General features: G+C 28.1%; 9 protein-coding genes. All 9 read right to left on the bottom strand.

The annotated features are described in order from the left end of the window. Positions 1 to 83 precede the first annotated feature (83 nt). The gene (gene ftsY / locus AXE85_RS03525) at positions 84 to 1,145 is read right to left on the bottom strand and encodes a signal recognition particle-docking protein FtsY (RefSeq protein WP_072520497.1); all 1,062 of its coding nucleotides are present in this window, start codon (positions 1,143 to 1,145) and stop codon (positions 84 to 86) included. Beyond that, positions 1,145 to 4,693 carry a chromosome segregation protein SMC gene (gene smc / locus AXE85_RS03520; RefSeq protein WP_062173154.1) on the bottom strand — a complete coding sequence of 1,183 codons (3,549 nt, stop codon included), beginning with the start codon at positions 4,691 to 4,693 and terminating at the stop codon, positions 1,145 to 1,147. Before smc ends, ftsY begins: the two co-directional genes overlap by 1 nt. Positions 4,694 to 4,714: 21 nt before the next feature. Next, complete coding sequence (gene rnc, locus AXE85_RS03515) at positions 4,715 to 5,425, bottom strand: ribonuclease III (protein ID WP_062173153.1); 711 nt, start codon at positions 5,423 to 5,425, stop codon at positions 4,715 to 4,717. A gap of 68 nt (positions 5,426 to 5,493) precedes the next feature. Beyond that, positions 5,494 to 6,627 carry a radical SAM family heme chaperone HemW gene (gene hemW / locus AXE85_RS03510; protein WP_062173152.1) on the bottom strand — a complete coding sequence of 378 codons (1,134 nt, stop codon included), beginning with the start codon at positions 6,625 to 6,627 and terminating at the stop codon, positions 5,494 to 5,496. Next, entirely contained in the window at positions 6,627 to 8,444 is a 1,818-nt protein-coding gene (lepA, locus tag AXE85_RS03505) for a translation elongation factor 4 (RefSeq protein ID WP_062173151.1), read from the bottom strand. The genes hemW and lepA overlap by 1 nt, the downstream gene beginning before the upstream one ends. Positions 8,445 to 8,457: 13 nt before the next feature. Then, on the bottom strand, positions 8,458 to 9,243 hold the full coding sequence (locus AXE85_RS03500; RefSeq protein ID WP_062173150.1) for a regulatory protein RecX: 786 nt from the start codon (positions 9,241 to 9,243) through the stop codon (positions 8,458 to 8,460). Between the two features lie 173 nt (positions 9,244 to 9,416). After that, positions 9,417 to 10,301 carry a primosomal protein DnaI gene (gene dnaI, locus AXE85_RS03495; RefSeq protein ID WP_062173149.1) on the bottom strand — a complete coding sequence of 295 codons (885 nt, stop codon included), beginning with the start codon at positions 10,299 to 10,301 and terminating at the stop codon, positions 9,417 to 9,419. Continuing rightward, positions 10,298 to 11,680, bottom strand: coding sequence for a DnaD domain protein (locus AXE85_RS03490; RefSeq protein WP_062173148.1), 1,383 nt, complete (start codon positions 11,678 to 11,680; stop codon positions 10,298 to 10,300). The genes dnaI and AXE85_RS03490 overlap by 4 nt, the downstream gene beginning before the upstream one ends. Continuing rightward, positions 11,670 to 12,668, bottom strand: coding sequence for a hypothetical protein (locus AXE85_RS03485; RefSeq protein WP_062173147.1), 999 nt, complete (start codon positions 12,666 to 12,668; stop codon positions 11,670 to 11,672). The genes AXE85_RS03490 and AXE85_RS03485 overlap by 11 nt, the downstream gene beginning before the upstream one ends. Between the last annotated feature and the right edge of the window lie 52 nt (positions 12,669 to 12,720).

Genomic DNA, 12,720 nt, shown 5'->3' with positions numbered 1-12,720 from the left:
TTTATCTAACTTTAATATTAGGAACTTTCATAACAAATTAACCCCTTTGGAATAGTCTTTTTCAAAATATAAATTATATATTTTTACTCGTTTTCATTTTCTTTTGAATTTTCTTCTTTTTCCTTATAAAATAAACCGTAAATATATTGTTCAGGATCAAATACTTCTAAGTCATCAATGTTTTCTCCAAGACCAACTAATTTCACAGGAATGTTTAATTCTTTTTTTATGGCAATTACAATTCCACCTTTTGCAGTTCCGTCCAATTTCGTTAAGATTACCCCCGTTACATCACTGACTTCTTTAAAAGTTTTTGCTTGTAAAATTCCGTTTTGACCTGTTGTTGCATCAATAGTCAACAATACTTCATGCGGAGCTTCCGGTATTTCTTTTTTTATAACTCTAACTATTTTTTCCAACTCTTTCATCAAATTATTTTTATTTTGAAGTCTCCCCGCTGTATCACATAATAAAACATTATATCCTTTTGCCTTTGCCGATTGAATAGCATCAAAAATCGTTGCTGCCGCATCAGCACCTTCATGTGATTTTATAATATCAGCACCGCTTCTTTTTGCCCAAACATCAAGCTGATCAATCGCTCCTGCTCTAAATGTATCCCCGGCAGCAATTAGAACTTTTTTCCCTTCTTTTTTCAAATTATGAGCTAATTTTCCTATTGATGTTGTTTTTCCCACTCCATTTACTCCAACAAATAAGAAAACTGTTAATTCTTCATTTTGTGCATAGTTTAATTCCGACTTTACTGTTCCTTCCATATACACATCAACTAATTTTTCAATAATCATATCTTGAAGCTCACTGGGTTCTTTTAAATTTCTTTTTTGTGATTCTTCTTTTAAATAATCAACCAGCTCCAACACAGTATTATAACTTACATCGGACTGTATAAGAAGTTCTTCCAAATCTTCAAAAAATTCTTCATTTATTTCCCTATAAGAACTTATTAAATTATTAAGTGCATTCGAAAAATTATCACGTGATTTTTTCAAACCTTTTTTAAATTTTTCTGTAACGAGTTGCGTTTCAACAAACTCTTCGTACTCATCCAAAGAAATTAATTCTTCATTTAGCTCCTCTTTATTAGCAAACTTATTTTTTAACTTTTCAAAAAAACTTGCCATTAGTTATATTCTCCTTTCTCTACTATATCCTTTAATTCCAACTCTAATATATAGCTAATACCTTTTTCTTTCATTGTAACACCATAAAGTTTATCCATAACTTCCATTGTTCCTCGTCTATGAGTAATTATCAAAAATTGATTATTAGTAGAATAAATTTTTAAAAACTTCGAAAATCTATTTACATTTTCCTCATCCAACGCAGCCTCCACCTCATCTAATACAACAAATGGTGGATTTTTCACTTTTAATATTGCAAATAATAAGCTAATTGCTGTTAACGATTTTTCGCCGCCGGAAAGTAACGAAAGATTTTGTAATTTTTTCCCGGGCGGTGATGCTTCAATTACAATTCCGGTATTTAATATATCATTCGGAGTTTCTAATGACATATTTGCATATCCACCTTTGAATAATTCCTTAAATATCTTATTAAAATTTTCTGTCACTTGAACAAAAGTTCCTAAAAATCTTTCTTTTACTTCTTTATCTATTTCTATAATTGTTTTCTCAAGTTTTTCTTTAGCATCGATTAAATCTGTAATTTGCTCGCTATAAAAATCGTAGCGTTCTTTAATCTCCTCAAATTCTATTATTGCATTCATATTTACATTTCCAAGATTAAGTATATTTTTTTTCAGGTTTTCCACCTCATTTTTATAAATATGAATATTCAATCTATCTTCTTCACCGAGTTTTTCCTTTACACTTTCATATGTTACATTGTAATTAGAAATCAGATTTTCCAAAAATTCATCAATTTTCACTTCTATTTTTGTTTGAGAAATAGTTAGTTGCTCAAAATGAAATGTTTTTTCCTTAAGTTTCTCATTATTAACTTGTTGTTCTTGTGTAATTTCTTTTTCCTTTTTAAACAAATCACTTTTCTCAAAATCTAAATCTGTCAATAAACCTTTTATCATATCCAATTTATCATTATATTCAATAATAAGGTTACTATTGTTTTCGAAAATTTCTTTTTCTTCTTCAACACTAAGTATCTCAGTTTTCTTAGAAATTTCTAATTTTTCCAGCTGCTCATCTATATCTATAATATCAGCAGTTAAATTTTCTATAGTTTCATTTGAGTACTTTAAAGTTTCTGCTATTTTTGATTTTTCTATTTTAAGCTTTGCTATTTTTTCTAAATATTCATTTTCTTCAAGTTCTACATTTTCCCTTTTTAATTTTTCTTTTTCTAATTCAACGCTCAATTCTTTTAAAGTTATTCTTGTTTCTTTTAGTTTTTTAACTAAAAACGAAATATTTTCAAATTCACTATCTGTATTTTTATATCTTAATAATTTTTTCTTATTTATTTCAATATTGGCATTTAGAGGTATTAATTCATTTTTCAAATGTTCTATCTTCAGTTCTGTTTCCTTTTGTTTCAGATTTAAATCTGATTTTTTTTTCTTTTCATTATCTATCTTAACTACTATTTCTCTGTTCAAGTTTACTATGTTTTCATATTTTGCAGTTAATGTTTCAATTTTTGAATTTATTTTTATCAAATTATTTTCTAACTCTTCTAATTCTGAATTAGTTTTTATAAGAGAATTACTATTTTTGTTAACAGCCCCACCGGTAATAGAACCACCACTATTAATTACTTGCCCGTCAAGGGTAATAATACGATTTTTAAAACCTATTTTTCTTGCAATGCGATTCGCATTATCAATATTATCCACAACGATAACTAACCCTAACAAATAGGAAATTATGTTTTTATAACAATCATCTGCCTTAACCAATTCTTCTGCTATATTAATAAAACCCTCTTCATTAACAAGAATCTTATAAATATCTCTATTTATCACTTTTGACTTAATATTATTTAACGGTAAAAATGTAACCCTACCCTTATTAGTTTTCTTTAATTGTTCTATACATTTTTTAGCAACATTTTCATTATCAACAACAATATTTTGTTGAGAATATCCCAATGCCATATCCAAAGCGATTGCGTATTCATTATCAATTGTCATTATATTAGCAACACTATTATGAATACCGGAGATTATATCTTTATTGGTCAAAATTTCTTTAACACCAATATTGTAAAAACTAAGATTATTAATTTGATCCTCTAAAAATTTTTTGCGATTTATCAAATTACTATGAAAACTATATCCTGTTTTTAACTGTTCATCAAATTGTTTTTCTTCTTCTAAATATTGAATGTTTTTACTAAGTAGTTTTGAAGTAATTTCATCATGCTCTTTTAATTTGTTATTTATACTTCCTAAATCATCAATTAGCACAGAAAGATTATGATTTTTTTCTTTGTAACTCTTTTCCAAAGTTTCAATTTCACTAACTAAATTTTTATAATTTTCATCAAAATTTTCAAAATCTCTTTTTGCTGTTTCTATACTATTTTCTAATTTTGTTTCTTCTATGGTAAGGCTGTAATATTTATCTTTAATATCTTCTATATTTTGTGTTATTATTTCTGATATATTATTATCTTTATTTTCTAACTTGGAAATTTCTAAAGACAGTTTTTTTATTTTCTCCAATAATTCGCTTTCCGTTAATTTTCTCTCTTTTAGTTTAATTTCAAAATTTTTCTTTCTTGTCCTCAAATATTCTTCATCTTGTTCCAATTTTTCAGTTCTAAGATTTCTGTTGTTTTTTCGTTCCTCGATAACTCTCAGTTCTGACTGAGTACTTTCTCTTTTTTGAACTAATTCCAATTCCTCGTTATGATACTTTAAATATGTCTTATCTAAATACATCAAACTATTTTTATTATATTCTAAATTCTTTATTAATTCATTTTGCTTTTTTTCAAAGATTTCTTTTTCGTTTTGAACATTAGCTTTTTCATTTAATATTTTTTTTAATTTTTTGTTGTACTCATCAATATTATAAATATTAATCAAAATATCCTTTTTTTCAAGTTCTTTAGTATATGCTAAATAATTTTCAGTTTTATTTTTTTGTCCTTCCAACGTTATATAACGTTCTTTTATTTCTGAAAAAATATCATTTAGCCGATTAATATTATCCGTTGTTTTTTCAAGTTTTGTGTTAGTTTCTTTCTTCTTATTTTTATACTTTAACACACCGGATGCTTCTTCAATTATAGCTCGTCTGTCAATCGGTTTTGAAGATATAATATCCTCCACTTTCCCTTGCGTGATAATACTGTAACTTTCTTTGTTAATACCGAAATCAAGATACAAATCACTAATATCTTTCAGTTTAGCTCTTTTATTATCAATAAAATATTCACTATCCCCGTTACGATACAAACGTCGTTTTATTTCTCTATTACTCTGTTCATTACTAAAAGTCAGTGAAACTTCTGCGAAATTTTTCTTTTTAGCTTGTTCTGTTCCTGAAAAGATAACATCTTTCATGCTACTACCACGTAAATTTTTAGCCGATTGTTCTCCTAGTACCCATCTAATAGCATCAATGATATTACTTTTTCCAGAACCATTCGGGCCTACAACACCTATCAAATTGTTATCAAATTTGAATATTGTTTTACCCTGAAATGATTTAAAACCCGTTATTTCAACTTGTGATAATTTCATATCCTACCTCCTTTCTTTTTATTACCGTACTTCTCCTAATTTTTTCAGTGCTTGCTTAGCTGCCTGTTGTTCAGATTCTTTTTTCGTTTTTGCACTACCAATTCCAAAATTTTCCCCTTCAATAGTAACACTGCTAGTAAAAGTTTTTAAATGTGATGGTCCGCTGGAATCTATTACTTTGTATTCTATCGTTCCCATTTTTTCTCTCGATATAAATTCTTGTAATATAGTTTTATAATCAACAAAGCTGTGATATTCGTAATCCTTTACTTCCGTATATAGAGTATTTTCTAAAAACACCCTGACAGAACTTAAATTAGTTTCTAAATATAATGCTCCTGTAAAAGATTCAAATATATCAGCAAGCAGGGCAGGACGTGTTCTTCCGCCCATTTTTTCTTCACCTTTTCCCAGAAAAATACATTTATCTAAACCTAAAGATAAGGCATATTTAACTAATGTTTTTTCACAAACAATAGAAGCTCTCAGTTTGGTAAGTTCACCCTCCGACAATGTAGGAAATTTTTTAAATAAAAACTCACTTGTGACAACTTCTACAACAGCATCTCCTAAAAATTCTAAACGTTCATAACTAATATGTTTAGCGAACCTGTGTTCATTAGTATATGATGAATGTGAAAATGCCATTTTAAAATTTTTGCCATACCGTAGATTAAAATTAAATTCTGAATTTAAATTCAATAATAACTGTTTTATTCGTTTTTCTTGCATATTATTCTCCTTTCTGCTATTTTGAATATTGGAATGAAATACAATTATTCTTCATTCCAATATTACTATCAATCAAGTAAAAAATCTGAAAATACATCATTACCGTAAAATAGCCCTTTATTGGTAAGGCGAAGATGCCCATCTATAACTTCCAAATATCCTCGCTTAATATTATTTTTATATGCAGCGGGAAACACCTCATCAATATTACTACCATAATGTTCTTTAAAGTATTTCATATCAACACCGTCAAGTAATCTAAGACCTAAAAACATTTCTTCTTCAAGATGTTCCTTTAAAGATACAATATTTTCTTCACGTCTAGCATGACCTTTTCTTTCTATGCTGTCAATATAAAATTTTAACGCTCCTTGATTTGCATAACGAACACCGGCTACATACCCATGAGCTCCGGCACCAAGCCCATAATATTCTAAATTACGCCAATAATTACTGTTATGAATACTTTCATGGCCTTTTTTAGCAAAATTACTAATTTCATATTGCTTATAGCCATTAGCCGTTAAATAATCAATAACGGCACGATACATTTTCTCTTCTGTTTCATTAGTCGGCAGTATAACCTTTTTATCCCGAACTTGATTATATAATTTGGTTTTTTGTTCCAAAATCAAAGAATAACATGATACGTGGCTAATATTATAATCTAATATCTTTTTCATACTGCTATATAAATCTTCCATAGTTTGCTTAGGTAACGAAAACATTAAATCAACGTTAATATTTTCTATATTATATTTTTTGCAGTTAGCAATAGCCGTATCTACATCGTCAGCAACATGACCGCGTCCTAAGATTTTTAACAATTCATTATTAAAAGTTTGTACTCCCATACTAACACGATTTACACCATAGTTTTTTATCAATGCCACGCGAGAATCCGTCAAATCTTCCGGATTCGCCTCAAATGTAAATTCTGTTAATTCTTGTGGAATTTTTTTCCTTAATGCTGTGAGTATGCGATGCAGTTGCTCATTATTCAAAGCACTTGGTGTCCCACCACCGATATAAACTGTTTCTATATTTTTTACGTTCGGCATATTATTAATCTCTATTATTAAGCAATCAATATATTTGTCAACAGGTTGGCGTTGAATATAAAATTTATTAAAATCACAATATGAACAGATATACTTACAAAACGGTATGTGTATATAAACTCCTCTAGGTGTGATTCTCATTATTCTTCATCCATTTTTAAAACTGCCATAAAAGCATCTTGGGGTACTTCTACGCTACCTACAGCTTTCATACGTTCTTTACCTTTTTTCTGTTTTTCTAACAGCTTACGTTTTCTACTAATGTCACCACCATAACATTTTGCAAGAACATTTTTACGCATCGCCTTAATAGTTTCACGAGAGATAATCTTATTACCAATAGCTGCCTGAATAGGAATTTCAAACTGCTGTTTTGGAATTAATTTTTTAAGTTTTTCTACAATTACTCTACCACGCTGGTAAGCAAACTCTCTATGAACAATGAAACTTAAAGCATCAACTTGTTCACCATTTAAAAGAATATCCATTTTTACAAGATTGCTGTCTTTATATCCTGTTAATTCATAATCAAATGATGCATATCCTTTTGTATTAGATTTTAACTGATCAAAGAAATCAAAAACAATTTCTGATAGCGGAATATCATAAGTAATATTTACTCTCGTATCGTCAATATATTCCATATTTAAGAAAATACCACGTTTTTTTTGGCATAAATCCATTACCGCCCCAACATAATCATTTGGAACCATAATACTTGCCTTGACAAATGGCTCTGTAATTTTATTAATTTTTTGTGGATCCGGCATTTCTGACGGATTTGAAACATCAATCATCGTACCGTCGGTTTGTTCAACCTTATAAATAACCGATGGTGCCGTTGCAATAATATCAATATTAAATTCACGCTCTATACGTTCTTGAATAATTTCCATATGTAACATTCCTAAAAATCCACATCTAAAACCAAATCCAAGTGCTTGAGATGTTTCAGCTTCATATTGTAATGCCGAATCATTAAGTTCTAATTTTTCCAATGCCTCACGTAAATCATTATACTTAGCTGAATCTATAGGATATAATCCACAAAATACCATAGGATTTAATTTCCTATAGCCCGGCAATGCTGATTTAGCCGGATTATTTGCCAATGTAATTGTATCCCCAACTCGTGTTTCACTAACATTTTTAATTGAAGCACAAATAAATCCTACATCGCCGGCTGTCAATTCCTCAACAATCTGTTCTTTAGGTGTGTGAATTCCAACCTCTGTTACTTCAAAGACACCTCCGGTTGCCATCATTTTAATTTTATCACCAACTTTTACCGTACCGTTTTTTATACGTACAGAAACAATGACCCCACGGTATGCGTCATATAGAGAATCAAAGATAAGTGCTTGTAACGGCTCATCGGCATCCCCGGTTGGAGCCGGTATATATTCGACGATTTGTTCAAGTATCTCATCAATACCTATTCCCGCTTTAGCAGAGGCAAGAACTATATCATCGGTTGGTAGCCCTATTACATCTTCAATCTCATGTTTTACTCTTTCCGGATCTGCTGCCGGTAAATCAATTTTATTTATTATGGGTATTATTTCCAAGTTGTTATCCAACGCTAAGTACACGTTAGCTAATGTTTGAGCCTCAATTCCCTGAGCGGCATCAACAACCAAAATAGCTCCCTCACAAGCCGCTAATGATCTTGATACTTCATAAGTAAAATCGACATGCCCCGGTGTATCAATTAAATGAAAGATATATTCTTCGCCATTCTTTGCTGTATATCTCAACTGAACTGCATTTAGTTTTATCGTTATTCCACGTTCACGTTCGATATCCATTGAATCAAGTAACTGTGCTTTCATCTCTCGACTTTCTATTGCTTTAGTTTTTTCTAAAATTCTATCCGCAAGTGTTGATTTTCCATGATCAATATGCGCAATAATAGAAAAATTTCTAATCTTCTTTTGTCTTTCGTTTCTTTTGTTCATCCTATTCTTCCTTCTACAAATCTTTTGTTTCTAAAAAGTTTTTCACATCATAATAAGAGAAACCATCCCTTACCAATTTTTCAATGATTTTTTGTTTCAGCATATAACCTTCATACCTATTTAAATAATTACGATAAGCACGATTAAAATAAGTTTCTAATACATCATTTTCATCAACATCTTCGTAATCTTCAAAAAATATGTCAAATACCTTTCTAATTATATCAAAAGAATAACCATTTGTATAAAGTTTATGCGTTATTTTTTGAATTTTTTTATTTTTCGACTCTCTTTTCGCATTAAATTCACGCTCTATTATGCGATAAAGTGTATCAATCATACGCTCTTCAGTACAAATTTTTTGAATATTCTCTTCAACAACTTCCTTATTAAGACCTTTACCTAAAAGTTTCCTTTTTATCCAATAGGGGCCTTTTTTATTAAGATTAAAATAATCGGTAACAGCTGCCTCAATATAATAAATATCATTTATATATCCCATCACTTTTAAACGCTCAATTACCTCGTCTATTATATCAGAAACTATTTCCTTTTTCTCAAGATATTCTCGCATATCCCGTTCTGTTCTTAAACCGTAATTTAAGTAATTTATAGCTTTAGTATATGCTTTTTCTATATTCTCATGTGATAATATTTCTTTAAGCTGCTCTCCGGACAATTCTATTTTTTTTATCAAACCATATTTTATTACTGTTTCTTCTGATACATAAAAATGTTTCCCATTATCCAATTCAATTTTGTATTTGATTTTTAATTTTGTTATATTCTCTATTTTCAATTTTCTACCTACTTAAAAATTATTTACTTTATTACATAAAAAATTATTTTTTCTGAACTGGTCAAAAATAAATTTCACAACATAAACCACATATCTATTATATCAGATTTATGTTGTGAATATCTATTTTTGTTAATATTTTATTTTTAAATCATGTAACAACTCTAATATTTTTAGTTATATAATTCTCTTTCATTTTGTCCTTTTAATAAAAGCGGGGTACTAAGAGATTTAATTCTTTCTACTATACGTAATGCTTTAGTTTGATCTACCGAATTTTTGGTTTTAGATAACACTGCCAACAAATCCGAAAATGAAAGATTAGATGAGAAAAACGTAGGTAAATTTTCTGCTTCTCTGTAGTTAATTATCGGTCCTAAGATTTCATCTCTTATAAACTCTGTAATATTTTCCGCACCTATATCATCTATTATTAAAATTTTTTCTGCTCGGATAATATCTATATACTGTTCATATTCATTATTACTAATCTTTGTTTTTATTTTTCTTACAAATTCGGGATAATAAATAATGGCAGGTTCTATTCCGTTTTCTTTAAAATGATTATATATACATCCCATAAAGTATGTTTTCCCAACTCCTGTAGATCCGTATATATACAATCCTTTCATATTTACTTCGTTTAAAATTGAATTACATATTCTTATGCACTCAATGGCAACCTTTGCTTTTTCCTTATTTTTAGACAAATTTTCAAAAGTATAAGTTAAAATTTTTGACGGCACAAATTCTGTCTTAATTTTACTATTCAATTGCAAACTTTGTCTGTAATTTCTATATTCATCAGTTTCATTGTAAGTAATATAAACTTTATTATCTCTGTATAGTAATTTTGGAATATGGTTTAAATCTAAATTTTTATCTTTTGAAATATAATATTGATAGAATATTTCGTGATTTTTCTCTATATCTTCAAGCGTAAAATAATTTTCTTTTATAAACTTTATTATTTCTTTATCACTAAGGACTTTTTCAGAAATAAATTTTTTATAACTTTCTTCTGTATTTGTTAATAGCACATTAGATAATTTCTTCATTTATTATCCCCCTTTTTATATAATTCCGCCAACATTTTTTTATAAGCATCTTCATCTTCCGAGGTTACAGTTCTTACTGAAATATTATTATCAGTAGCTGATAAATTTTCTATTCTATCCTTAAAGTATTCAGGAACCGGTGCCGTATACAAATCACTTTGTTTTTGATTTTTAATATAGTCACGTTTTTTATTATTTTTAGAAGATTTTTTTCTATTATCTCGAATTCTTCTGGCATAATTTATAGCATCTCTCGCCCCAAGTAGTTTTTGTGAAGACCAAGAGCTTGCTATAGCATCAATGTAATTTTTATGAGGTACACCATCCCCATTACTTTCTGATATTGCATAATCCAATAAAATATTTAAAACTCCTGTCGGAAAATTATATTTATTTTGTATTTCGACTATAGATTTTGCATTAGCTTCTGATAAAATTATTCCGCGTTGCTTATTAAGGTATTCTACATAGTTTATATTATCTACCTCTTTTATAAACTTCTCCTCTCTTGTCAATTCCTCTTTTACATCTTCTTCTAATAATTTTTTATTAATCATTTTGTTAAGTATAGGGATTTCCTGTTTTCTGACATTAATAAATAATTGAAGTAAATAATCCTTCAATAAATTCATATCTAAACTCATTGTTCCGCTCGAAGTATTTACACTTTTTTCTATAGCTTTTGCCATATCGTTCGGTGTTACTTTATATAAATGCGCCAAACCTAAAATAGAACTTTTTATTGACTTATCATCAAGTAACTCGCTCAAATAGCTATTTGCCAATAAGTAATTTAATTTAGAAAAATCAAAATAATATTCGTCAAAGTTAGGAGTGTCGGTTGCCGTTTTTTCTAACATATTTTCGAAGCTATAATCATCTAAATTTTCTAAAGTAAACACTTCCGAAAACTTAGCAGTTAAATTCTCGAAATTTTTAAAATTAAGTTTATTATTACCATATTTATTTTTAATATCATTATATTGCTTTAATCCAATAGTATTTTCAAGTAGTTGGTCAAGAGCAGGTATTTCAAAAAATTCATTAAAATCTAACGCACTTCTTATTTTATACAAATACTGATTTACTCCATCGCTATTTATAAAATATGTATAGAGTAAGCCTATCGCTTCCAGTTTTTTTCGTGCAATATTGAATTTTGTACTATCCAACATTAAATTATCAAAAATGTCATAATGTAAAAAGTTGCCGGAAATATTTTTATCACCTGTTATTTTTGTACCCAAAAATTGATACAGTCGCACCGCCTCACTTCCTATAAGTGGAAGATACAGCAAATTAAGTTCTCTCGTTCTTAAAGAAATATCAAAATCGTTATATACACAATAAAAATCTTTTGAGGTTAACTTATTTTCCATTATTTTCGTCCATTACTTCTATAATTATTTGAGTATATTCAAGAGCAAATATAAATTCAGGATTATACTCATATTTTATTTTATCGTCATTTCTAAGTGGTGCATAAAATGATTTAACCAAAATAGGATAAATATTATCAAGCAACAATTTAACATTGTCATTTTCATATAATTCTTTTAAAAATGAAAAAACTTTTCTTACACTATAAATAAATTCTTCTTTGGTTGGTGTACTTGTTTTGGTATAACTTTCCAATTTTGTTGAAAAACTTAAAATATTCTTTTTATCTTTCTTCGTAGCAAAAGTTCTAAGATCATCAATTAATTCATACATATAATTAAAGAAATTCTCAACATTTTCAAGGTATTCATTATTTATTATTTTAGATTCATTTTTCAATAATAAACTATTAATATTATAATCTGTCACAAATAAATAAATTTTGTATAAATCAGCAAATTCAATATCGGTTAACTGACAATAATCGGTAATAATCGATTGTAAACTTTTCTCTTCCTTATAAATATTATATATTGTATTTAACCAAATAAATTCTTCTAATTGTTTATCATTAATAAGAGTTATTAAATAATTGTTAAAATTATACTTTTTCTCCTCTTCAAATAACACAGCCGTTCTATTTTCAATTTTTGTTAATATAGAATAAAATTCCTCCTCAATTTCTTTGTTATAATTTTTACTATCAAATTCTGATTTTAAACTTGCTTTAATTCTAATAAATTCATCTTTACTGTTATCAAAATTTTCTATTCTTTCCTTATATACTTCATTAAATTCCGGTTTTTGAGAATGATAAAATAATTCAATAGCTTTATTAAAATCCAATAGTTTATTCAGTATTTTTATATATGCTACTTTTATATTTTTATCATCTGATATATAATTAATTTTTTTCAATGCTTTCAGTATATCTTTTTTATTCTCGCCGGTTAATACCAAAGTTTTTTCGTCTTCCAAATAAAACATTTCTCTACCTCCATTAGTAGTTTACTCTAATATAATACTCCATTTTCTCTTT

This window comes from Gemella sp. oral taxon 928 (assembly GCF_001553915.1).
In the GTDB taxonomy this organism is placed as follows: domain Bacteria; phylum Bacillota; class Bacilli; order Staphylococcales; family Gemellaceae; genus Gemella; species Gemella massiliensis.
This window is presented reverse-complemented; position numbering and strand designations above follow the sequence as displayed.